Genomic DNA, 22,931 nt, shown 5'->3' on the forward strand with positions numbered 1-22,931 from the left:
GCCGACGATCTCGACAGGCCGGGGATCTCGACAGGCCGGGGATCTCGACGGGTCAGGGATGCCGTTCACACGGGTGTAACAGACGCCGCACGGTCGTTGCCTGACCGCAACACGCGACGGCGTACGACGAAACCTCGCTCGGTGAGGGTTCTGGCATCGGGTGGCCGGTCATCGTGGCCAGGCCGCCTCCCATAACTCGATCCTTGGAGGTTCCATGGACTACGGCTACCACGCCTGGATGCTGGTGGCGGCGTCCCTGGTCATCATGATGACCACGCCGGCGCTGGCACTGTTCTACGGCGGCATGAGCCGTTCGAAGTCAGTGCTGAACATGATGATGATGTCGTTCGGCACGATGGGCATCGCGGCCATCATCTACGTGCTGTGGGGCTGGTCGATGTCCTTCGGCCCGTCCGACGTCGGCATGCTCTTCGCCAACCCGTTCTCGCTCTTCGGCCTCGACGGGGTCAGCGGTCAGGACTACATCTTCGTCGGCTTCCAGCTGACCTTCGCCGTCATCACCGCGGCCCTCATCAGCGGCGCGGTGGCCGACCGGATGAAGTTCTCGGCCTGGATGCTCTTCGTCCCGCTCTGGCTCACTCTGTCCTACTTCCCGATCGCCCACATGGTCTGGGGCGGCGGCTTCCTGGGCACGGCCGAGAACGGCCTCGCGGCGCTGCTCTTCGACGGCGACCCGCTCCCGATCGACTACGCGGGCGGCACGGTCGTGCACATCAACGCCGGTGTCGCGGGCCTGGTGCTCGCCGTGATGCTCGGCAAGCGGATCGGCTTCCTCAAGGAACCGATGCGTCCGCACAACCTGACGCTGACCATGATCGGCGCGGGCCTGCTGTGGCTCGGCTGGTACGGCTTCAACGTCGGCTCGATCGTCTTCGGCGGCTCCAGCCCCGAGGCCGACGCCGAGCAGTTCCTGAGCGAGACCAGCCTGGTCTGGCTGAACACCACCGTCGCGACGGCCGCCGCGATCCTAGGCTGGCTCGCGGTCGAGAAGGTCCGGCACGGCAAGGCCACCTCGCTCGGCGCCGCGTCCGGCGTGGTGGCCGGCCTGGTCGCGATCACCCCTGCCTGTGGCGCCCTGTCGCCGGTCGGGTCGATCATCCTCGGCCTCGTGGCCGGCGCGCTCTGCGCCCTGGCGGTGGGCCTGAAGTACCGGTTCGGCTACGACGACGCGCTCGACGTGGTCGGCGTGCACCTGGTCGGAGGTCTCGTCGGCACCATCGGCGCCGGCTTCCTGGCCACCAGCACCGGACTGTTCTACGGCGGGGGAGCCTCCCAGCTCGTCCTGCAGGTCCTGGTCGCGCTGATCGCGATGCTCTGGTCCGGTGTGGCGACGGTCATCGTCGCCCTGATCGTCAAGGCGGTCATCGGGCTGCGGGTCGACGAGGAGGACGAGATCGACGGCATCGACTTCGCCGAGCACGGCGAGTCCGCCTACGAGATCGGACCGGGCAGTGCCCGTCGTACGGTCATGGTCGGCAGCGCGTCCGGGTCGTCTGGGTCGTCTGGGTCTTCTGGGGCGCCTGGGTCGACGACCGAGTCCAAGGAGAACGAGGGAGCGAACGCATGAAGCTCGTCACCGCGGTGATCAAGCCGCACAAGTGGGAAGACGTCCGCGAGGCTCTCGAGACCTTCGGCGTCACCGGCATGACGGTCTCGGAGGTCAGCGGCTACGGCCGGCAGAAGGGGCACACCGAGGTCTACCGGGGTGCGGAGTACGACATCGCGCTCGTGCCGAAGATCCGCATCGAGATCGTGGTCGACGACGCCGACGTCGAGGACATCACCGGCATCGTCGTCAAGACCGCGCAGACCGGCCGGATCGGTGACGGCAAGGTCTGGGTGAGCCCGGTCGAGACCGTCGTCAGGGTTCGCACGGGAGAGCGCGACGGGGCTGCGCTCTAGGGAGACCGACGCACGCGAGAGCTGTGCCCGGCCGGGCCTCCGGCCGGGCGCACTCATGCCCGAGAGCTCCCACCGGGCCGAGACCAGGAGGTGACGCGTGACCGCAGCCGAGCGTGCAGCGCGCGCCGATCGCGCGGACGAGCTCTGCGCGACCGCGTACGCCGGCGCCGGCGGCCCGCTCGTCGGGGTCGCGCTGGTGGCGGTCGGCGGCTTCGGCCGCCGCGAGCAGGCGCCCTACTCCGATCTCGACCTCGTGCTCGTGCACGACGACGCCGTCGCGCCCGGGGCGGTGGCCGAGAGGGTGTGGTACCCGCTCTGGGACGCCGGCGTCCGGATGGACCACTCGGTGCGGTCGCTCTCGGAGATGGTGGCCGCCGCTCAAGAGGACGTGCGCGTCGCGCTCGGGCTGCTCGACGTACGCCACCTGGCCGGCGACCCGAGCCTCACCCTGCGGCTGCGCACCACGATGCTCGCCGACTGGCGCCAACGAGCCCGCACGCGGATGCCGGCGCTGCGCGAGCTGGTGCGGTCGCGCCACGACCGGCTCGGCGAGCTCGCCCACCTGTCGGTCCCGGACCTCAAGGAGGCCGAGGGCGGGCTGCGCGACACCGTCGTCCTGAAGGCACTGGTCGCGACGTGGCTCGTCGACGTGCCGCACGTCGCGCTGGAGCGGTCTCGGCTGGCCCTGCTCGACGTGCGCGACCACCTGCACGAGGTGGCCGGCCGTCCCACCGACCGGGTGGGTCCCGAGGCCTGGGAGGACCTGTCGGCTCGCCTGGGTCTCGACGACGCGGACGCGGCGCAGCGCCACGTGCGCGAGCTCGGCCGCCGCATCACCCACCTGAGCCGGCTCACCTGGCGCCGCGTCGACGCCGTGCTGGACAAGCCCGCGTCGCGACCGGGGACCCGCGGCCCCGGCCTGGTGCCGGTCGCCGCCGGGGTGGCGACCGCGTCCGGGGAGGTCGTCCTCGATGCCGGCGCCCGACCCGACCACGACCCCGTGCTCCTGCTGCGGGCGGCCGCGGAGGCCGCCGAGCGTGACCTCGTCCTCGCGCCGGCGACGGCGGCCCGGCTGGCGCGGGAGTCCGCGCCGTTGCCCGAGCCGTGGCCCGAGGAGGCGCGACAGCTGCTCGTGCGCCTTCTCGCGGCCGGACCCGGACTGCTGCACGTGTGGGAGACCCTCGAGGAGACCGGCGCCCTCGCCTCGGTGCTGCCGGAGTGGGAACGCATCCGCCTGCAGCCGCACGCGTCGGAGATCCATCGCTTCACCATCGACCGGCACGTGGTCGAGACGTGCCTGGAGGCCTCCGCCCTGATCCGGTCGGTGCGCAGACCCGACGTGCTCATGATCGCCGCTCTTCTCCACGACATCGGCAAGGGCGGTCTGACCGAGCACAGCGTCGCCGGTGAGCCGATCGCGAGGAGCGTCGCCACGCGCATGGGGTACGACGCCGAGGCCGTCGACCTCGTCGCGCTCCTGGTGCGCTGGCACCTGCTGCTGGCGGAGACCGCGACCACCCGGGACCCCGAGGACCCTGCGACGCTGCAGCACATCACCTCGCGCCTCGGGTCGGCCGAGGCGGTGTCGCTGCTCATGGCGCTGACCGAGGCGGACGCGCGCGCGACCTCTCCGCAGGCGTGGTCGAAGTGGCGGTCCTCGCTCGTGCTCCGGGTGGGTGCGGCGGCCCGCGACTCCTTCGAGAGCAGCCCGGCCGCGGCTTCGGTCGTGAGCACGCCGCCACCTGAGGTGAAGATCCCCCGGGCGGTCCGCAAGGGCGCCGTGAGCATCGAGGTCGACGAGACCGACCGGGGGTCACGGGTGACGGTCATCGCGAAGGACCGGGTGGGCCTGCTGGCCGACGGCGCCGCGATGCTGGCACTGCAGCGCTCGTCCGTGCGGGCGGCGCGCACCTGGCTGCAGGGGGAGCACGCCGTTGCCGTCTGGGAGGTCGACGAGGAGGTGCTCGACCCGCGCGTGCTCCGCCAGCGCTTCACCGCGATCGTCGAAGGTCGGCTCGACGCCCGCACGCGGCTGTCCAGGATCACCGCCGAGGGGCTGGCCCCTCGCGTCAGCGTCCGGTCCGACGCGGCCCACGGGGCGACGGTGCTCGAGGTGCGGGCGACCGACCGACCGGGGGTGCTCTACCTCGTGCTGGTCGCGCTCGCCGACCTCGACGTCACCGTCCGCTCCGCCCACGTCGCAACGCTCGGCCCGCAGGCCGTCGACGTGTTCTACGTGCAGGAGGCGCACGCGGGTGTGCTGTCCGACGACAGGTCCGCCCAGGTCGCCCACGCCGTGCGGGCGGTCCTCGGCGGCTGACCGTGCGCCGGCCGGACGCGGGCGAGGCCGCCATGACAACCCTCGGCGGTTAGGCTGAGGAGCCACCAAGCAGGACACCCGCACGACGTACCCGAGGACTCCCCACTTGTTCGCCACGCTCTCCGACCGGCTCGCCGACACCTTCAAGAACCTTCGCGGCAAGGGCCGGCTCTCCGAGGCCGACATCGACGCGACCGCACGCGAGATCCGCATCGCGCTGCTCGAGGCCGACGTCGCGCTGCCGGTGGTCAAGGAGTTCGTCGCCGCGGTCAAGGACCGGGCGCGCGGCGAGGAGGTGAGCGGGGCCCTCAACCCGGCCCAGCAGATCGTCAAGATCGTCAACGAGGAGCTGGTCACGATCCTCGGCGGCGAGACGCGCCGCCTGCGCTACGCCAAGTCCGGGCCCACCGTCATCCTGCTCGCCGGCCTCCAGGGCGCCGGCAAGACCACGCTCGCCGCCAAGCTGGCGCTGTGGCTCAAGGAGCAGGGCAAGGCCCCCGTCCTGGTGGCCGCCGACCTCCAGCGCCCCAACGCCGTCAACCAGCTCCAGATCAACGGGGAGCGCGCCGGGGTGCCGGTCTTCGCCCCTGAGCCGGGCAACGGTGTCGGTGACCCCGTGGCCGTCGCACGGGCCTCGATCGACGAGGCCAAGCGCAAGCTCTACGACGTCGTGATCGTCGACACCGCCGGCCGGCTCGGCGTGGACGCGGAGCTGATGCAGCAGGCGGCCGACATCCGTGACGCGGTCCAGCCCGACGAGGTGCTCTTCGTCGTCGACGCGATGATCGGCCAGGACGCGGTCACGACCGCGCAGGCCTTCCTCGAGGGCGTCGGGTTCGACGGTGTGGTGCTGACCAAGCTCGACGGCGACGCACGCGGTGGCGCGGCCCTGTCGATCCGCTCGGTCACCGGCAAGCCGGTGATGTTCGCCTCGGCGGGCGAGAAGCTCACCGACTTCGACCTCTTCCACCCCGACCGGATGGCCGGCCGGATCCTCGACATGGGCGACATGCTCACCCTGATCGAGCAGGCCGAGAAGACCTTCGACCACGAGCAGGCCCTCAAGGCCGCCGAGAAGCTCACCGGCAAGGGCGACTTCACCCTCGACGACTTCCTGCAGCAGATGCAGCAGGTGCGCAAGCTCGGGTCGATGTCCAAGATCATGGGGATGTTGCCCGGCATGGGTCAGTTCCGCGACCAGCTCGAGAACTTCGACGAGCGCGAGATCGACCGAATCCAGGCGATCATCCAGTCGATGACACCGGCGGAGCGCGACGACCCCAAGATCATCGACGGCTCGCGGCGCCAGCGGATCGCGCGCGGCTCGGGTCGCACCGTCACCGACGTCAACCAGCTCGTCGACCGGTTCTTCGAGGCCCGCAAGATGATGATGCAGTTCGCACAGGGCGGCGGCATGCCGTCCCTCCCCGGGATGCCGGGCTTCGCCGCAGCGGGCGGCCGGAAGAACAAGCAGAAGCAGAAGCCCGCCAAGGGCCGCCGCGTCTCCGGCAACCCCGCCAAGGCCGCTCAGCAGGCCAAGAAGGCCCAGGAGAAGTCAGCGGCCCCGCCCACCAACCCCTTCGGCACTCAGTCGATGGATGGCGAGGGCGAGGACATGGACTACGAGAAGGCCGCGGCGGCGCTCAACCTGCCCAAGGACTTCTCCAAGTACCTCAACTGAGCCCTCGACCGTCCCCGTGCGCACCCTCCTGGTCGTCGACGGCGCCAACGTCGTCGGCGCGGACCCGGCCGGCGAGTGGTGGAAGGACCGTGCAGGCGCCGCGGCGCGGCTGCACGAGAGCCTGATGACCGCCGACACGTCGTACGACGACGTGGTGCTGGTGCTCGAGGGGCAGGCGAAGCAGGGCGTCCGAGCGGGTCGCGACGCCCACCTCCGCACCGTGCACGCGCCCGGCAACGGCGACGACACGATCGTGCGGGAGGCCCGGCTCGGCGTCGAGAAGGGCAGGGTGGTCGCCGTCGTCACCGCCGACCGCCGGTTGAAGGACCGCGTGCACGCCCTCGGCGCGACCACGTTGGGGCCGACCTGGCTGCTCGAGAGGCTCTGAGCCACCGGTTCACGAGCCCCGACAGAGGGCGACCCCGCCGGGCCCGAGCCGACAGGGGTCAGCCCGGGACCGGGGCAGGGGAGCCAGTGACCCGAGAGGGTCAGCCGAGGCCGGCCGGGCGCGCGTCCGGCCGGCCTCGGCGACGAGGAACATCGGCGCATGGGGTCGCCGACGGTCCGGTCAGGACGCGGAGCTGCTGGTCTCCGCGAGTCCTGGAGTCTCGCCCTGCGGTGTCAGGGTCACCGCCGGCGAGGAAGCGACGAAGCTGTGATGACGGCTGGGGGCGAGCTGCGGAAACCGTTGTCAGGTCAGCCCTGATCGACGAGATCGCGTGCATGGAAACCCCTGGGACGGTGAACCGGTCGTCATCGGGGGGACAAAAGTATGATGTCCGGTTCGGGGCCCGACGTCCAGACCCAGATTGGACCGGTCAGCGGACGCGGGTGTCAGCCGATCGGGACCCTGGCCGCTTCGCCGCGGCGGCCCACCGTCCCGCCGAGCCGACCGCCTACTATGACCGGCGTGCTCGACCTTCGACTGATCCGTGACGACCCCGACCTCGTCAAGCGGGCGGTGGAGGCGAAGGGGATCGACCTCGACGTCGACGCCCTGCTCGCTCTCGACGCCGAGGTGCGCCGTCTCAAGGGCAGCTCCGAGGCCGCCCAGGCGGAGAAGAAGCGGCTGTCCAAGGAGTTCGGCCGCGCCGACGAGGAGACCCGCGCGAGGCTTCGCGAGGAGATCGCACGCATCGACGCCGGCCTGCAGAAGGACAAGGACGACCTGGCCGCGAAGCAGGCCGAGCTCGACGAGCTGATGCTGCTGACCCCGGGGATCCCGTGGGAGGGCGCGCCCGTCGGCGCCGACGAGTCCGACAACGTCGTGATCAAGAAGGTCGGGGAGCCGCCGGTCTTCGACTTCGAGCCGCTGGACCACATCACCCTGCTCGAGCAGCGGGGCTGGGCCGAGTTCGCCCGCGCCCGCAACGTCGCGGGTGAGCGCGCGTACGCCCTCGTCGGTGACGCCGTGCTGCTCGAGAGAGCCCTGCTGTCCTACGCCCTCGACGTGCTCGTGACGCGCGACTTCACGCCGATCTCGGTGCCGTCGCTGGTGCGCGAGATGGCGCTGGTCGGCACCGGCATGTTCCCCAAGGGACGCGAGGAGACCTACGAGCTGCCCGCGGACAACCTCTTCCTGGCGGGCACCGCCGAGGTCGCGCTCGTCGGGCTGCACGCGGGGGAGATCCTCGACAAGGCCCGACTGCCGATCAAGTACGCGGGCATCTCACCGTGCTTCCGCCGGGAGATCGGCAGCGCCAGCCGCGACGTGCGCGGTCTGGTCCGCGTGCACCAGTTCGAGAAGGTCGAGCAGTTCATCCTCTGCGAGGCCGACGACGCCGAGTCCGAGCGCTGGCACGCCACGCTCCTCGACTGCGCCGAGTCGCTCCTCCAGGCGCTGGGGCTCGCCTACGAGGTCGTCGAGTGCGCGACCGGCGACATGGGTATCGGCAAGTTCCGCATGAACGACATCAACACGTGGTTCCCGTCCCTGCACACCTTCCGCGAGACGCACAGCTGCTCCACCCTCCACGACTGGCAGGCCCGCCGCGCCGACCTGCGCTACCGCGACAGCGACGGCACGGTCAAGCACGTGCACACCCTCAACAACACCGCCATCGCCACGCCCCGGCTGGTCGCTGCCCTGGTCGAGAACCACCAGAACGCCGATGGCACCGTGACCGTCCCCGAGCCGCTGCGTCCCTACCTCGGTGGTCGGGCCGTCCTCTGAGGGCCATTTCCGCGCAATTGAACGGTAGTGGCCGCTCGCGGGGCGTCACGGGCGCCACAACAGCGCAATTGCGCTGAAGTTGCCCTCGGATAGCGTCGCCTCGTGACGGTCCAGCGCTTCTCCGGTCCTGTCCTCCCCGACGGCGAGGCACGCGACCTCCACGTCGTCGACGGGCGCATCACGCTCGAGCCGCAAGCGGGTGCCGAGACGGTGGCCCGGGGCTGGATCGTGCCGGGGCTCGTCGACGCGCACTGCCACCTCGGCCTCGGCGACGACGGCGCAGTCGACGAAGCCGAGACGGAGGCCCAGGCGATCCAGGACCGCGACGGCGGTGCGCTGCTCATCCGCGACGCCGGCAGCGCGGCGGACACGCGCTGGATCCACGACCGCGACGACCTGCCGAGGCTGATCCGGGCCGGCCGGCACGTCGGCCGGACCAAGCGCTACATCCGCGGCTACGCCCACGAGGTCGAGCCCGAGGACCTGGTCGGCACCGTCGCCCGGGAGGCCAGGTCCGGCGACGGCTGGGTCAAGCTCGTGGGGGACTGGATCTCCCGCGACTCCGGCGACCTCGCCCCGTCGTTCCCCGCCGAGGCCTTCGCCGCGGCGATCGCCGCCGCCCACGCGGAGGGCGCCAAGGTGACCGCGCACTGCTTCGGCCACGAGGTGCTTCCGGGACTGATCGGGGCCGGGATCGACTGCATCGAGCACGGCACCGGGCTCACGACCGACCTCATCGACGAGATGGTCGCGCGCGGCACCGCCCTGGTGCCGACGGTGATGCAGCTGGCCAAGTTCCCCGAGTACGCCGCAGCGGCGACCCGCTTCCCGGCGTACGCCGCCACGATGACCGACCTGCACGAGCGCACCCGGGACACCCTGATGTCGGCGTACGACGCCGGTGTCGCGCTCTACGCCGGCTCCGACGGCGGCGGCATCAGCAAGCACGGCAACCTGGCCGGAGAGGTCATTGCGCTGGCCGGGCTCGGGATGCCGGCCGCCTACGCGCTCGGCGCCGCTTCGTGGCGGGCCCGGGAGTGGCTGGGCTGGAACGCCACCCTCGACGAGGGAGCTCCCGCCGACTTCGTCGTCTACCCCCGCGACCCGCTCGCGGACCTCTCCGTCCTGCGCGAGCCGACGGCGATCGTGCTCCGCGGCAAGGTCGTCGGCAGGGTCGTCGCGTGACCGCCGTCCCCGACCTGCTGCCCATGCTGGGACTGCGCGTGTCCGCCGGCCCGCTCGAGCTGCGCGGGCTGCGCGACGAGGATCTCGCCACGCTCGTCGACGTCGTCGCCGCCGGCGTGCACCCGCCCGAGCGGATGCCGTTCACCTTCCCGTGGACCGACGTGGACCGTGACCGCCTGCCGACCGCGTTCGCGCAGTACCACTGGCGCACCCGTGCCGACTTCTCGCCCGACTCGTGGAGCCTCAACCTCGGGGTCTGGTACGACGGCCGGCTGGTCGGCGTGCAGGGCTTCGACACGTCGAAGTACCTCGTCACCCGCTCCGGCGAGACCGGCTCCTGGCTGGGTCTGGGTCACCAGGGCCGCGGCATCGGCACGGCCATGCGCCAGGTGATGTGCGCCTTCGTCTTCGACCACCTGGACGCCGTGCAGATCACGTCCGGGGCCTTCACCGACAACCCGTCGTCGCAGGCGGTGTCGCGCAAGGTCGGGTACGTCGAGAACGGCCGGATCCGGCGGGAGCGACGTCCCGGCGAGGCGGCGACGACGATCCAGCTGCTGCTGACCCCGGAGGCCTTCGTCCGCGGTGAGCATCCCCTCGAGGTGAGCGGGGTGGAGGCGTTCAGGCGCTCGATCGGGCTGGATTCGGACTGATCGCCCGGTTCTGGCAGAATCAGCCCTCGTGTCCTGCGAGTCCGGGCCCTCTCACCCGGACGCCGTACGGCCCTTCGAGGCTCCGCCCCGGTAACCCACTCCGGGCAACGGCGTCTCACTCCACACCACAGTCCGAGGAGACACCACTCACGTGTCCGTCAAGATCCGTTTGAAGCGCCTGGGCAAGATCCGGGTGCCGCAGTACCGCATCGTCGTCGTCGACTCGCGCAAGAAGCGCGACGGCCGCGTCATCGAGGAGATCGGCAAGTACCACCCCAAGGAGGACCCGTCCTTCATCGAGGTGGTCTCCGACCGCGCGCAGTACTGGCTCGGTGTCGGCGCTCAGCCGTCCGAGCCCGTGGCCGCGATCCTCAAGGTCACCGGCGACTGGCAGAAGTTCAAGGGTGAGCCGGGCGCCGAGGGCACCCTGCGCGTCAAGGAGCCGAAGAGGTCCAAGCTGGACGTCTTCAACGAGGCCCTCAAGGACGCCCAGTCCGAGCCCCGAGGCGAGGCCGTGACCAAGAAGGCCGCAGCCAAGAAGTCGGCTCCCGCCGCGGAGAAGGGCGCTGAGAAGCCCGCCGAGGCGAAGGCCGACGAGGCGAAGGCCGACGAGGCGAAGGCCGACGAGGCGAAGGCCGACGAGGCCGTCGCCGAGACGCCCGCCGAGACGCCTGCACAGGTCCCCGCTTCGGAGACCCCCGAGGGCGCCGCGGAGGAGGCGGAGGCTGCTGAGACGGTCACCGCCGAGGACGCCGGCAAGAGCGAGTCCTGATCATGCTGGCCGACGCTCTCGAGCACCTGGTCCGCGGCATCGTCGAGCACCCGGACGAGGTGTCCGTGCGTGACCGCGCGCTGCGGCGTGGCTCGATCCTCGAGGTCCGGGTCCACCCCGACGACCTCGGCAAGGTGATCGGCCGCAACGGCCGGACGGCGACCGCGTTCCGCACCGTCGTGTCGGCGCTCGCCGGTCGCGGCGGCGCGCGCATCGACTTCGTCGACGTCGACCGCCGCCGCTGACCCTTCGGTCGAGCGCCATCGAGACCGACACCGGGCGTCACCCCTCAGGGGTGGCGCCCGGTTCGCTCTCTAGGCTGACCTCGTGGAGGACATCGAGGTCGTCGTCGGCCGCATCGGCAAGCCGCACGGTCTGCGCGGCGAGGTGACCATCGACGTCCGCACCGACGAGCCGGAGCGGCGCTTCGTCGACGGAGCCGTGCTGATCGCCCGTCCGCCGCAGGGCTCGGCCTCGCCGCTGCGCTCGGTCACCGTCTCCCAGACCCGCTGGCACCAGCAGGTCCTGCTGGCGCGCTTCGACGAGATCGCCGACCGCAATGCCGCCGAGGCCGCCCGCGGGATCGTCCTGCACGCCCTGCTCCCGGCCGACGCGACCCCCGAGGACCCCGAGGAGTTCTACGACCACCAGCTCGTCGGGCTGGCGGCGTACGACGTCGACGGCACGCCGCTCGGCGAGCTGGTCGCCGTGACCCACGGCGCGGCCCAGGACCTGCTGACGATCCGCACGACCGACGGCAGGGAGGCGCTGGTGCCGTTCGTGGCCGCTCTCGTCCCCGAGGTCGACCTCGCCGGCGGCCGCATCGTCATCGCCGACCGGCCGGGCCTGGTGGCGCCGTACCCGGACGCGGACGAGCCGGACCCAGGGCAGGACGACTGAACCGTGCGCGTCGACATCGTCACGATCTTCCCGGCGTACCTCGACCCGCTGACGCTCTCGCTGCCCGGGAAGGCGCGGGAGAGCGGACTGCTCGACCTGCGCGTCCACGACCTGCGCGAGTGGACCCACGACCGGCACCGCACGGTCGACGACACTCCGTACGGCGGTGGCGCGGGCATGGTGATGAAGCCCGAACCGTGGGGCGAGGCCCTGGACGCGCTGGCGACGCCGAACACGACCGTCGTGGTGCCCACGCCGGCGGGACGCCCGTTCAGCCAGGCGCTGGCGCGTGAGCTCGCGACGCGACCGCACCTGCTCGTGGCCTGCGGCCGCTACGAGGGCATCGACCAGCGGGTGCTCGACCATGCGGCCGCGCGACCCGACGTCGCCGAGGTCGTCGAGGTCTCGCTGGGCGACTACGTGCTCAACGGCGGCGAGGTGGCGGCGCTGGCGATCGTCGAGGCGGTCGCGAGGCTGCAGCCCGGCTTCATGGGCAACGCGGCGTCGCTCGCCGAGGAGTCGCACGAGGACGGGCTGCTGGAGTACCCCGTCTACACCAAGCCGGCGTCCTGGCGCGGCCATGACGTGCCCGACGTGCTGCTGTCGGGTGATCACGCCGCCATCGCCTCCTGGCGGCACGAGCAGTCCCAGCGCCGTACCGCGGAACGCCGGCCGGACCTGCTGGCCGCGGCGTCGCTGCCGGGCGGCGTCGAGGTGCGGCCGTCCGTTCTCGCCGACGCCGGTGAGCTGTTGACGCTTCAGCTCGCGTGCTGGGTGCAGGAGGAGAAGGACAATCCCGGCGTGCCGATCCCGCCGCTCGAGGAGTCGCTGGAGGACGTCCGGTCGTGGCTGGCCGAGTGCACGGTCCTCGTCGCTCGCCGCGCGGGTCGTCTGGTCGCGGCGGTGCGTGCGCGGCGCAGGCACGAGGCCTGGGACATCGGTCGCCTGATGGTGGCTCCGGACCTGTGGGGGCAGGGCCTGGGGCGGGGCATGCTCCAGCAGATCGAGGATGCGGCTCCGGCCGGGGTGACGACGTTCGAGCTGTTCACCGGTGCCGGGTCGCGCCGCAACCAGCGGTTGTACAAGAAGGCGGGGTACCGGTTGCGCGGCGAGATCGAGCCCGGCGTCGTACGCCTGACCAAGCGGCGGCCATCGATTTAGTCCTCGGCGGTTGCCTCTGGCAGACTTGCTCGTCGGTCCTGCCGGCCGAAGGACAGCTCCGTGGAGTTCACAGCGGAGGGTCTGCGTCGGGCTCCTGCCACAGGGGGAGCCTCGCGCCGCCGGCCATGACGGTGGGACCGACCCAGCACCACACCTTCCATTCCGCGGCTGACCTGTGGCACCTGCGAGGAGACATCATGAGCAACGTCATCGCCGAGATCGGCGCCACCAGCCTGCGTGACGACGTCCCCGCCTTCCGTGCGGGCGACACGGTCAAGGTCCACGTCAAGGTCATCGAGGGCAACCGCTCCCGCGTCCAGGTCTTCCAGGGCGTCGTGATCCGCGTGCACGGCTCGGGCATCGGCCGCACCTTCACCGTCCGCAAGGTCTCCTTCGGGGTCGGCGTCGAGCGCACCTTCCCGCTCAACTCCCCGATCTTCGAGACGATCGAGATCGTGACCCGCGGCGACGTCCGCCGGGCCAAGCTCTACTACCTGCGCAACCTGCGTGGGAAGGCCGCCAAGATCAAGGAGCGGCGCGAGGCGTGAGCACCCGCCTCGCCAGCCACCGGCTGGTTAGCATCTCCGGGTGACCTCCTTGGACCGCGGCTCGGCGTCGTCCGATCTTCCCGACGACGAGGACCGCGCCGATCCGGGGGGCGGCCGCTGGGGCCGACGCAAGAGCCGCGACGAGCACGAGGACAAGCACCTGCCGCTGTGGCAGGAGACGATCCTGCTGCTCGCCATCGCGCTCGGTCTGGCGATCCTGATCAAGGCCGTGCTCGTGCAGGCCTTCTTCATCCCCTCGCAGTCCATGGAGCCGGGGCTCAAGGTCAACGACCGCATCCTGGTCCAGAAGGTGTCCTACTGGGGCGGCGGCGAGCCCCAGCGCGGTGACGTGGTGGTGTTCAAGGACCCCGGCGGCTGGCTCGGCTCGGCCGAGTCGTCCGGCCCCAGCTCGCTGGTCACCCGCGCGATGTCCAAGATCGGCCTCTACCCCAGCGGCGGCCACCTGGTGAAGCGGGTCATCGGCGTCGAGGGTGACGTCATCACCTGCTGCGACAAGAAGGGCCGCATCTCGGTCAACGGCCAGCCGTTGAACGAGAAGGCCTACATCCAGCTCGACGGCGCCGACTGCAACGGCCCGATGACGCGCACCTGCGACTGGACCGCTGGCCCCGTCCCGCCCGACCGCATCTTCGTGATGGGCGACAACCGCAACAACTCCGCCGACTCGACCCGGCACATGTGCCTCGACGAGAGCACGGGCTGCGTGCCGGGGGAGGAGTTCGTCCCCGTCGACCTGGTCGTCGGCAAGGTGTTCGTGCTCCTGTGGCCACGCGACCACTTCCGCTGGGTGACCCGGCCCGACAGCTTCGACGACGTCCCCGCCTCCCCTGGCGATGAGTGAGCTGCCCAAGGGTCTGACCGTACGCCGGGACGCCGGCCTCTACGGCTACGAACGCGCACTCCGTCGGGTCGGGATCGAGCCCATCGCCGGGGTCGACGAGGCCGGTCGCGGCGCTTGCGCCGGCCCGCTGGTCGCCGGTGCGGCGATCCTGCCGGCGGGCAAGGTCGGCATCGTGCCCGGGCTCGCCGACTCCAAGCTCCTCACCGAGGCGGCGCGCGAGCGGTGCTACGCCCAGATCGTGCGCCGGGCGGTGGCGTGGTCGGTGGTGGTCATCGAGTCCGACGAGTGCGACCGGCTCGGGATGCACGTCGCCAACGTCGAGGCGCTGCGACGCGCGGTGGCGCTGCTGGACCAGCGGCCGGAGTACGTCCTCACCGACGGCTTCCCCGTGGACGGCTTCGACGTCCCCGGCCTGGCGGTGTGGAAGGGCGACCGCGTCGCAGCCTGCATCGCAGCCGCCTCCGTCCTCGCCAAGGTCACCCGCGACCGGATCATGCGCCAGTGGCACGAGTCGCTGCCGGCGTACGACTTCGACGTGCACAAGGGCTACGTCACCGACCTGCACTCCGCGCGCCTGGCCGAGCACGGACCGTCGGCGATCCACCGGATGCGGTTCGTCAACGTCCGGCGGGCCGCGGGACTGGAGCCCGAGGTCGTGGGGCAGGATCAGGAGCGCGCCGGGGACGCGGTGGGACGGTTCGAGCTGGAGGAGTCGCGATGAGTGCCGAGGACCTCGAGAAGTACGAGACCGAGATGGAGCTCACGCTCTACCGCGAGTACCGCGACGTGGTCTCGATCTTCAAGTACGTCGTCGAGACGGACCGCCGGTTCTACCTCTGCAACCAGGTCGACGTGAAGGCGCGCACCGAGGCCGGCGACGTCTTCTTCGAGGTGTCGATGTCGGACGCCTGGGTCTGGGACATGTACCGTCCGGCGCGCTTCGCCAAGAACGTGAAGGTGCTGACCTTCAAGGACGTCAACGTCGAGGAGCTTGCGCCGGCGGAGATAGACCCGCCCAAAGCCTGACGACCTTCGTCTGGGGGTCCTAGGTAGGGCCGACCCTCGGAAGGTATGTCCGCTCGGTTAAATGCCGTCGGCACGCCCGCCCGCCGCCGCTGACTTTCGTCTTCCGACGCTGCGCTGCTCTGCCGGCCCGCCTCCCGCACGTTCACCATTGCCTTCGTCAGTGGTAACCGGGGGAAGGCAAGCACGTGATGGGTCGAAGGTCGCGCAGACGCGCGCCGCTCCGCGAGGACGGCGCCGCCGCCGTGGAGTTCGCTCTCGTGACGCCGATCCTCTTCCTACTCGTGTTCGGCATCATCCAGTACGGCTTGTACTTCTACGACGCCACGGGCACCCGCAACGGCGTGCGCGAGGCCGCCCGCCAGGGCGTGGTCAAGAACTTCCCTGCCTGCACGGGCGCCGCGAACGACTGGGCCAAGCTCAAGTGCAACACCAAGTCGCAGATCGACGCGGTCACCGGTGACACCTACGTCAAGGTGTCGGCCCCCGACGGCTGGGCCAAGGGCAAGCGGCTCGTCGTCTGCGCGATGGTCGACAGCGAGGGAGGGATGGGGCTGCTCCCCATGCCCAACGACGGAGTCATCCGGTCCAAGACGCAGATGTCGATCGAGGTCGACGGAGCGCCGTCGGGCAGCGCCTCGGCCGACACGGCTCCGACAGGACAGGACTGGTCATGGTGCTGACCCGGTTGGCCAGGCGTCGTGCGGCCGAGGACGAGCGGGGTGCGGTCGCGATCTTGGTGGCGGTCCTCGCTGTCAGTCTCTTCCTGATCGCGGCCCTCGTCGTCGATCTGGGCTTGGCGCGCGACAACCGCAGGCAGTCCCAGAACGCGGCCGACGCCTCCGCGCTCGCGGCCGGCAACGTGCTGTACCTGACTGGTGGTGCCTGCTCCACGGCCCCCTGCTTCACCCAGGCGATCGACGCCGCGAAGTCCTACGCCGAGGTGAACTACGGAGTCGCCACGAGTGCGTGGTCGGCCTGCACGGACGCATCGAAGCTCAGCTACGTGCCGACCGGGCAGAGCCCGTGCATCTCCTTCGACAGCGCCACTGCGCCGAAGCACGTGCGCGTCAAGATCCCGGACCGCAGCATCGACACGACGTTCGGGACCTTCGCCGGCGTCGAGAACATCTCGATCGGCGCCGCCGCGCGGGCCAGTCTGCAGACGGGTGGCGTCCTCCCTTGCGGGCTCTGCGTGATCGGCCCCGGGCCTCACGACCTCCAGAACGGTGACACGACGGTCACCGGGGCCGGCGCTCACTTCAACGGCAGCGTGTCGGTCGGCCCCAACGGCCTCGTGTCCACCGGCGGGAACACCGTGCAGGGCACGGTCAACCGCCCGGGCAACTTCACACCCGCGGCCATCACGGGCTCACCGCAGATCCCTGACCCTCTCGCCGAGCTCGCGCTCCCGCCGTCGATGGTCGGTCTCAGCGCCCAGACGGCCAACACCAGCGCGACTCCCTGCGTGCTGCAGCCGGGCATCTACGTCGGCTTCCAGATCCGGGCCAAGACCTGCACGATGAATCCCGGCCTCTATGTCTTCCGGTCGGGGACCCTGGATCTGGCGAGCAACCCGAGCACCCGGCTGCAAGGCACGGGTGTCACGCTCTACTTCACCTGCTCCACGGGGACCACCGTCCGTGCCTGCAACGCCAACGAGTCCGGCGCGACGATGGACTTCAGCGGCAACGGATCGCTCGCCCTCACCGGGCCGACCTCCGGGGAGCTGAAGGGCCTGAGCATCGTCTACGACCGCAACAACACGAGCGGCCTCCGACTGACCGGGAACGGCGTGACAGGCACCAGCGGCACGATCTACATGGCCAACGGGCTGCTCGACATCCGCGGCAACGGCTGCTCCACGGCGTACTCGGCGGTCATCGTGAAGTCACTCGCCTACAGCGGTACGAACTCGTGCCTCAACGTCAACTACAACAGCGGCCAGAACTATCAGCCGCTGCCCGCGGGGCTGCACCTGAGTCGATAGCGCCACGGCGGTCTCACCGCCAGCCCCGACCGAATGGTCCAGACCAGTCCGCTCCAGGGCGTCATGCCTGGGCAAAATAACCGTCCAAGGTACGCCGCACGCGACCTCAGTCGCGCATTCACCTTCGCCTGTCCTCCTGCCGCGCGTAGGCTCGGGTCGGCGAAGAGGCCTACTTTCGTATTGCGGAGGCTCGGTGACTGAGTTTCGAGTGAGGGCACGACGCACCGAACGCGGTGCGGCGGCGGTGGAGTTCGCCCTGGTGATCCCCATTTTCCTGGTCCTGGTGTTCGGAGTTATCCAATACGGGCTCTACTTCTTCGCCATGCAGACCGGCACGACGGCCGTTGGGGACGCTACGCGTCGCATGTCGGTCGGCGACTGCCAGACGGAGGCGCAGGTTAAGTCCTTCATCCACTCGCACCTCGGCAGCGCGACCACGGCTGGCTCCGCGTCGGGCATCACCATCGTCACACGCACCTACACCAAGGCGGACGGCACGGGCAGCGTCGCCTCTCCTGGGGAGATCGGCGGCACGGTGACCCTCACCGCCACGTTTCCTACCCTGAACCTGAACTTTCCGCTGATCCCAGTTCCCGGTGACGGAGTCGTCACCCGGTCGGCGACGGCACGCGTCGAGGACATAACAGCATCGTCAGTGGGAGCTTGCTGATGACTCGCAACAATCCTCGAGACGAGCGTGGGGCTGTCGCTGTAATGACCAGTCTGCTCATGCTGGTGCTTCTCATTGTGGCTGCCTTGGCCGTCGACATCGGAAACGCCTACGTCCACAAGCGCGAGCGTCAGAAAGACTCTGATCACGCGACGCTGGCTGGCGCGGGCATCGGCGGAAGTAATCTCCCGGCTCCGGGAGCAGGGACGTCCTGCTCGCCGACGACGGAGCACTTGGCGTACACCAAGGTCGGCACGACCGACCAGGCTGCCGTTGACGTCGCTGCACACCTGACGCGTCAGTTGGGACGGACCATTACCGCCTCCGAACTCACCAACTGCAAGGTGGGTGAGGACGGGGAGCTGTTCTACGGCACCCCGAAGGTGGTCTCAGGCAAGTGGTCCCTTACCTACAACAAGAACCAGTTGTCGCTCGTGACGCCGCCGGACGAAGTGGACTTCGGTTTCGCGGGGATCATCGGTTACGACAGCACGAACGTTGCAGGGATCTCGACCGTGGAGATCCGCACGCCCAAGATGGAGACGCTGCCGTACTTCGCGCTCGACTCCTGCAGCTACGGCGCCCAGACCCTGCAGCAGCCGAGCAACGGACTCGCGTCCAAGGAGTTGCTGTACCTGAAAGACCAGACCAACGCCGCCACGGTCTCCACGGTGACACCGGCCTCTTATGCCGTCGCCGTGACGCCAACCACGCAACTCACCATCACGGGCAACAACTTCACCAACGTCACCCACGTGGGCTTCTTCGAGCCGGGGGCTTCGGGCCCAGGCCCGGCACCGACCGAGGTAGCCGTCCAGGCTGCCTGGAAGACGGCCACGAGCATCACGATCCCAGCGGCCAGCCTGCCTGCGTCGCTCTTCACCACCAACGCCTATTTCTTCATCCGCGTCAAGATCGGGACCAACTGGTCGGCTGCAACCTTTGGCAACGGCAACAACGAACGGATGACTCCTAACATTATCGTCGGTGCACCGACCCTCAATTGCGGGCAGGGCTCGACGACAGGCAACTTCGGAACGCTCAGGCTCGCGAACTCGCATGTGAGCGGCGAGCCCGACCAGATCGCGTACAACGTGGCCGACGGTTTGGAGTCGACGCTCGCGCCGCACCCCAACCCGAACGCTCCTTTCGACTGCAACAGCACGAACAGCAAGGTCTGGCCGACCGAGGGAACCAACTGCGTCCAGTCCAAGCCCGGCGGCATGGATGCCGGTCCCGCGTGGAAGGGATTTGTGGCCGGTGTCGGCGGCAGCCCGGCCGTACCCGGGTTGTTGACTGACGTGTCCGCCGGGACGGGTTGCGCCACAAATGGCCAGCCTGCCACGACCACAATCCGTGGCGTGACGATCAACAACGACAACCTCACCTGCTTCTTCACCAACGACACGGTGGCTGTGGGCGACGTCAGCAGCCGGACCTACGCTGGCGGGGCTGTCATCTCCTCGAAGATCTACGACTCGCCCAGGTTTGTCAGCGTCCCGGTCTTCGGGAGAGCGTTCGTTGGTGCTGAGTACCTCAAAGTCATAGGCTTCCGGTCCGGCTTCATCACCGACCAGCCGAACTCCGCGACGAAACTGACGGGCGTCACTACCAGTACGAATGGATTGACGACTCAGAACAATGGACCCAATGTCGACTTGCTATCGGTGCAGATCATCTTCTTGAACGAAGCGGCGCTCCCGCCACCGCCGGTAAAGGCTGGGACGATCGCCTATACGGGCATCGGCGTCAAGGTCCCGCTGCTCGTCAACTAGGCGTGTCAGTTTCGTAGGGGGCCCACCTCACGTCCACACGTCGCCAGCGATCTCTCTCGTCCACAGACCCCCTTTCCTGAACCTCGCGTCGTCCTTGCCCTAGGCCATCGTGGTCCGGCGAGGAGGTCGCGATGACAGATCTGACGGAGACGGCGGCAGCAGCGCCGGTGGCATGGGCGGCGACGAGGCACCACCAGGCGCTCGGTGACTACGGTGAGCGGCTCGCCGAGCGACACCTGACCGGGCTGGGGATGCGACTCCTCGACCGCAACTGGCGATGTCGCGACGGAGAGGCAGACCTCGTCCTGCGCGACGGCGACGTCCTCGTGGTCTGCGAGGTCAAGACGCGCACCAGTCTCGACTACGGCAGCCCGCAGGAGGCCGTCACCGACGAGAAGCTCGAGCGCCTCGGCCGGATCGGCCAGGCCTGGGTGACCGCTCACCACGTCCGCCCGTCGGGGGTGCGCATCGACCTGGTCGCGGTACTGCGTCCCCTCAAGGGGCCCTCGACCATCGAGCACGTGCGGGGGCTGAGCAGATGACGGTCGCTATCACCCACACCGTGTCGCTCCAAGGGACCTTGGGCCACCTCATCGACGTCCAGGCCGACGTGTCGAGCGGTCAGGTCGCCCTCAACCTGGTCGGCCGACCAGACGCCTCGCTCAATGAGGCCAAGGAGCGGTGTCGCATGGCCGTGCTCAACAGCGGTGTCGACTGGCCCTCGGCCAAGCGCATCACGATCCTGCTGTCGCCGTCCGACCTCAAGAAGAGGGGCACGCACTTCGACCTGGCGATCGCGGTTGCCGTCGTGGCTGCGAGTGCCGACAAGCCGCTGGCCGGCCTGGCCGGCACGGTGATGATCGGCGAGCTGACCCTCACCGGAGGGCTGCGCTCGGTGCCGGGGGTGCTGCCCATGGTCCTGGCCGCCCAGGCCCGCGGGCACCGGAGAGTCATCGTCCCGGAGCCGCAGGCACGAGAAGCAGCGATGGTGCCCGGGATGGAGGTGCTCGGCTTCCGCTCGCTGGGCCAGGTCCTCGCCGAGCTAGCAGGAGAGGAGGTGCCCGACGCTCCGCCCGTGGCGCCGATGTCGGCGCAGCGCCTCCTGAGCTGGCGGGGGCAGGACCGCCAGGAAGAGTCCGACCTCGCGGACCTCAAGGGGATGCAGGACGCCAGGTTCGCCGTCGAGGTGGCAGCCGCCGGCGGTCACCACCTGATGTTGTCCGGGCCCAAGGGCTCCGGGAAGACGTCGCTCGCCGAACGCATCAGCGGGGTCCTTCCCGACCTGGGCACCGAGGAGATGCTGGAGCTGACCGCGTTGCACTCCCTCGCCGGCGCTCTCGAGCCGGGCGACGACCTCATCCGCCGTCCCCCTTTCTCGGCGCCGCACCACTCGTCGTCGAAGGCCGCCCTGTTGGGCGGCGGCAGCGGCCGGGTCCGCCCGGGCGAGCTCAGTCGGGCGCACGGAGGCGTGCTCTTCCTCGACGAGTTCCCGTTGCTGGCCTCCGACGTGATCGAGGCTCTGCGTCAACCGCTGGAGAGTGGTGAAGTGACCATCGCGCGTGGCGACGAGACGGCGACCTTCCCAGCCAGGGCCATGGTCGTCCTGGCGGCCAATCCGTGCCCGTGCGGCGACTTCAGCCTTCGGCAGCACCTCAACAGGTGCACGTGCCGCGAGGCGGCGCGGCGCGACTACCGACGCAAGCTCACCGGCCCGATGCTCGACCGGGTCGACATCCTGCGGCACGTCGAGCCGCTCACCAAGCCAGAGGCCCGAGATCCGCTGGCCAAGCGTGAGTCCAGCGCCGACGTGCGGCAACGCGTCACCGCTGCCCGGTCCCGGCAAGCCTCGCGGTTCGAAGGGCGCGGCTGGCGGCTCAACGCGCAAGTGCCGGGGCCACAGCTGGTGGCCGAGTGGCGGCTGACCGACGCTGCCACGCGACGGCTCGAGGACGAGCTGTACGCCGGGCGCGTGACGTTCCGCGGCGTGGTGCGCGTGCATCGGCTCGCCTGGACCCTGGCGGACCTGCGCAACGTCGATCAGCCCGGTCTCGACGAGCTCGAGACAGCGCTGCGGCTGCGCTCGGGCGAGCCGCTCCTCGCCGCCACGCTCGAGCGTGCCGGGTGAGCGCGGCGCAGGACGCCCTCGCCCGGGTCGCGCTCAACCAAGTCGTCGAGCCCGGTCGTTTCAGGCTGTTGGACCGGGTGTCGGCCCGAGGCGCGGTCGACGTTCGCGACGAGCTGCTCGCCATGAGCGGCGAGTCCGCAGACCATCAGCTGGTCGCCCAGCGGCTGCGCGCGGTCGACCCCGCCGCTGTGCTCGAGCGCGCACACCGGATGGGGCTGCGATGGGTCGTGCCCGGTGACCCGGAGTGGCCTTCCGGTCTCGACGACCTCGAGCACGTCGAGCCGCTGCACGATCGGTCAGGGGTGCCCCTGGGGTTGTGGGTGAAGGGCCCGCTCCGACTGGATGCATTGGCGAGATCCGTTGCCGTCGTCGGCTCTCGATCGTCCACGGCCTACGGCACTCACGTCGCCCGTGAGATCGCCTGTGAAGTGGTCGACAAGGGGTGGGGCGTCGTCTCGGGCGCGGCGTTCGGGATCGACCAGGCCGCCCACCGGGGTGCCCTGGCGGGAGAAGGACCCACGGTCGCCGTGCTGGCCTGTGGGGCCGACCGGATCTACCCCAAGGACCACGAGACGCTCTTCCGCCTCCTGGCCCAGCAGGGCGCCATCGTGTCCGAGGCGGCGCCGGGGTGGGCACCGATGCGCGTCCGCTTCCTGGCCCGCAACCGGCTGATCGCCGCGCTGACGCGGGGCACCGTCGTCGTGGAGGCCGCCGCGCGCAGCGGCGCCCTCACCACCTCGACCTGGGCGGACCGGTTGAGCCGGCCGGTCATGGGAGTCCCCGGGGCGGTGACCAACCCGCTCGCCCAAGGGGTGCACCAGCTCCTGCGCCGGGGTGGCTCCCTGGTGACGAGCGGCGCCGAGGTGCTCGAGCACCTCGGCGCGGCCGGCGAGCACGTCACCACGGAGCAACGCGGCCCGGACCGGCCGCGCGACCTGCTCAGCCCGGTGGACAGGCAGGTGCTCGAAGCCGTGCCGTTGTCGCGGCCGGCATCCCTCGAGTCCGTCGCCCGGCTCGCGGCCCTCGAGACGGGAGTCGTCAAGGGTGCGCTGGAGTCCTTGGCGGGCCAGGGCATGGTGGTCCACACGGCACGCGGGTGGCGTCAGGGCGCGGCGTCGTCGGACCGGCCGCTGCCGTTCCTAGACTCTCGTGGGTGACAGCGCCGACGGA

General features: G+C 70.2%; 23 protein-coding genes. All 23 read left to right on the forward strand.

Annotation, left to right across the window (positions count from 1 at the left end):
* The first annotated feature begins 214 nt into the window (after positions 1–214).
* Complete coding sequence (locus ABD295_RS03035) at positions 215–1,588, forward strand: ammonium transporter (protein ID WP_344302131.1); 1,374 nt, start codon at positions 215–217, stop codon at positions 1,586–1,588.
* Entirely contained in the window at positions 1,585–1,923 is a 339-nt protein-coding gene (locus ABD295_RS03040; RefSeq protein ID WP_344302132.1) for a P-II family nitrogen regulator, read from the forward strand. Before ABD295_RS03035 ends, ABD295_RS03040 begins: the two co-directional genes overlap by 4 nt.
* Positions 1,924–2,020: 97 nt before the next feature.
* Positions 2,021–4,243, forward strand: coding sequence for a [protein-PII] uridylyltransferase (locus ABD295_RS03045; protein WP_344302133.1), 2,223 nt, complete (start codon positions 2,021–2,023; stop codon positions 4,241–4,243).
* 106 nt (positions 4,244–4,349) lie between these two features.
* On the forward strand, positions 4,350–5,924 hold the full coding sequence (ffh, locus tag ABD295_RS03050; RefSeq protein WP_344302134.1) for a signal recognition particle protein: 1,575 nt from the start codon (positions 4,350–4,352) through the stop codon (positions 5,922–5,924).
* A 16-nt stretch (positions 5,925–5,940) separates the two neighbouring features.
* Positions 5,941–6,312, forward strand: coding sequence for a hypothetical protein (locus tag ABD295_RS03055; protein WP_344302135.1), 372 nt, complete (start codon positions 5,941–5,943; stop codon positions 6,310–6,312).
* A gap of 522 nt (positions 6,313–6,834) precedes the next feature.
* Entirely contained in the window at positions 6,835–8,097 is a 1,263-nt protein-coding gene (serS, locus tag ABD295_RS03060; protein WP_344302136.1) for a serine--tRNA ligase, read from the forward strand.
* A 102-nt stretch (positions 8,098–8,199) separates the two neighbouring features.
* Positions 8,200–9,282, forward strand: a complete 1,083-nt coding sequence (locus ABD295_RS03065) for an amidohydrolase family protein (RefSeq protein WP_344302137.1) — start codon at positions 8,200–8,202, stop codon at positions 9,280–9,282.
* Entirely contained in the window at positions 9,279–9,935 is a 657-nt protein-coding gene (locus ABD295_RS03070; protein ID WP_344302138.1) for a GNAT family N-acetyltransferase, read from the forward strand. Before ABD295_RS03065 ends, ABD295_RS03070 begins: the two co-directional genes overlap by 4 nt.
* Before the next feature lie 151 nt (positions 9,936–10,086).
* Positions 10,087–10,707 carry a 30S ribosomal protein S16 gene (gene rpsP / locus ABD295_RS03075; RefSeq protein ID WP_425573944.1) on the forward strand — a complete coding sequence of 207 codons (621 nt, stop codon included), beginning with the start codon at positions 10,087–10,089 and terminating at the stop codon, positions 10,705–10,707.
* 2 nt (positions 10,708–10,709) lie between these two features.
* A complete protein-coding gene (locus ABD295_RS03080; protein WP_344302139.1) occupies positions 10,710–10,952 on the forward strand; it encodes an RNA-binding protein in 243 nt (80 codons plus the stop codon).
* Between the two features lie 82 nt (positions 10,953–11,034).
* On the forward strand, positions 11,035–11,607 hold the full coding sequence (gene rimM, locus ABD295_RS03085; protein WP_344302140.1) for a ribosome maturation factor RimM: 573 nt from the start codon (positions 11,035–11,037) through the stop codon (positions 11,605–11,607).
* 3 nt (positions 11,608–11,610) lie between these two features.
* Entirely contained in the window at positions 11,611–12,768 is a 1,158-nt protein-coding gene (trmD, locus tag ABD295_RS03090) for a tRNA (guanosine(37)-N1)-methyltransferase TrmD (RefSeq protein ID WP_344302141.1), read from the forward strand.
* A 197-nt stretch (positions 12,769–12,965) separates the two neighbouring features.
* The gene (rplS, locus tag ABD295_RS03095; protein WP_344302142.1) at positions 12,966–13,316 is read left to right on the forward strand and encodes a 50S ribosomal protein L19; all 351 of its coding nucleotides are present in this window, start codon (positions 12,966–12,968) and stop codon (positions 13,314–13,316) included.
* A 40-nt stretch (positions 13,317–13,356) separates the two neighbouring features.
* Positions 13,357–14,178, forward strand: a complete 822-nt coding sequence (lepB, locus tag ABD295_RS03100) for a signal peptidase I (RefSeq protein WP_344302143.1) — start codon at positions 13,357–13,359, stop codon at positions 14,176–14,178.
* Positions 14,171–14,899, forward strand: a complete 729-nt coding sequence (locus tag ABD295_RS03105; protein ID WP_344302144.1) for a ribonuclease HII — start codon at positions 14,171–14,173, stop codon at positions 14,897–14,899. The genes lepB and ABD295_RS03105 overlap by 8 nt, the downstream gene beginning before the upstream one ends.
* A complete protein-coding gene (locus ABD295_RS03110) occupies positions 14,896–15,204 on the forward strand; it encodes a DUF2469 domain-containing protein (protein ID WP_344302145.1) in 309 nt (102 codons plus the stop codon). The genes ABD295_RS03105 and ABD295_RS03110 overlap by 4 nt, the downstream gene beginning before the upstream one ends.
* 188 nt (positions 15,205–15,392) lie before the next feature.
* On the forward strand, positions 15,393–15,884 hold the full coding sequence (locus ABD295_RS03115; RefSeq protein WP_344302146.1) for a TadE/TadG family type IV pilus assembly protein: 492 nt from the start codon (positions 15,393–15,395) through the stop codon (positions 15,882–15,884).
* Positions 15,875–17,191, forward strand: a complete 1,317-nt coding sequence (locus tag ABD295_RS03120) for a pilus assembly protein TadG-related protein (protein WP_344302147.1) — start codon at positions 15,875–15,877, stop codon at positions 17,189–17,191. Before ABD295_RS03115 ends, ABD295_RS03120 begins: the two co-directional genes overlap by 10 nt.
* A 244-nt stretch (positions 17,192–17,435) precedes the next feature.
* Complete coding sequence (locus ABD295_RS03125) at positions 17,436–17,861, forward strand: TadE family protein (RefSeq protein WP_344302148.1); 426 nt, start codon at positions 17,436–17,438, stop codon at positions 17,859–17,861.
* Complete coding sequence (locus ABD295_RS03130; protein ID WP_344302149.1) at positions 17,861–19,636, forward strand: pilus assembly protein TadG-related protein; 1,776 nt, start codon at positions 17,861–17,863, stop codon at positions 19,634–19,636. The genes ABD295_RS03125 and ABD295_RS03130 overlap by 1 nt, the downstream gene beginning before the upstream one ends.
* A 131-nt stretch (positions 19,637–19,767) precedes the next feature.
* On the forward strand, positions 19,768–20,178 hold the full coding sequence (locus ABD295_RS03135; RefSeq protein WP_344302150.1) for a YraN family protein: 411 nt from the start codon (positions 19,768–19,770) through the stop codon (positions 20,176–20,178).
* A complete protein-coding gene (locus ABD295_RS03140) occupies positions 20,175–21,761 on the forward strand; it encodes a YifB family Mg chelatase-like AAA ATPase (protein ID WP_344302151.1) in 1,587 nt (528 codons plus the stop codon). The genes ABD295_RS03135 and ABD295_RS03140 overlap by 4 nt, the downstream gene beginning before the upstream one ends.
* Positions 21,758–22,918, forward strand: coding sequence for a DNA-processing protein DprA (gene dprA / locus ABD295_RS03145; protein ID WP_344302152.1), 1,161 nt, complete (start codon positions 21,758–21,760; stop codon positions 22,916–22,918). Before ABD295_RS03140 ends, dprA begins: the two co-directional genes overlap by 4 nt.
* Positions 22,919–22,931 lie beyond the last annotated feature (13 nt).

It is taken from the genome of Nocardioides bigeumensis (genome assembly GCF_039531755.1).
GTDB lineage: Bacteria > Actinomycetota > Actinomycetes > Propionibacteriales > Nocardioidaceae > Nocardioides > Nocardioides bigeumensis.

Excerpts from the sequence above, each read along its gene's own strand:
- ABD295_RS03105 (WP_344302144.1), top strand. The coding sequence starts at position 14,171 with ATGAGTGAGCTGCCCAAGGGTCTGACCGTACGCCGGGACGCCGGCCTC.
- ABD295_RS03130 (WP_344302149.1), top strand. The coding sequence starts at position 17,861 with ATGACTCGCAACAATCCTCGAGACGAGCGTGGGGCTGTCGCTGTAATG.
- ABD295_RS03110 (WP_344302145.1), top strand. The coding sequence starts at position 14,896 with ATGAGTGCCGAGGACCTCGAGAAGTACGAGACCGAGATGGAGCTCACG.
- ABD295_RS03140 (WP_344302151.1), top strand. The coding sequence starts at position 20,175 with ATGACGGTCGCTATCACCCACACCGTGTCGCTCCAAGGGACCTTGGGC.
- ABD295_RS03135 (WP_344302150.1), top strand. The coding sequence starts at position 19,768 with ATGACAGATCTGACGGAGACGGCGGCAGCAGCGCCGGTGGCATGGGCG.
- ABD295_RS03080 (WP_344302139.1), top strand. The coding sequence starts at position 10,710 with ATGCTGGCCGACGCTCTCGAGCACCTGGTCCGCGGCATCGTCGAGCAC.
- ABD295_RS03040 (WP_344302132.1), top strand. The coding sequence starts at position 1,585 with ATGAAGCTCGTCACCGCGGTGATCAAGCCGCACAAGTGGGAAGACGTC.
- ABD295_RS03035 (WP_344302131.1), top strand. The coding sequence starts at position 215 with ATGGACTACGGCTACCACGCCTGGATGCTGGTGGCGGCGTCCCTGGTC.
- ABD295_RS03115 (WP_344302146.1), top strand. The coding sequence starts at position 15,393 with ATGGGTCGAAGGTCGCGCAGACGCGCGCCGCTCCGCGAGGACGGCGCC.
- rplS (WP_344302142.1), top strand. The coding sequence starts at position 12,966 with ATGAGCAACGTCATCGCCGAGATCGGCGCCACCAGCCTGCGTGACGAC.
- ABD295_RS03120 (WP_344302147.1), top strand. The coding sequence starts at position 15,875 with ATGGTGCTGACCCGGTTGGCCAGGCGTCGTGCGGCCGAGGACGAGCGG.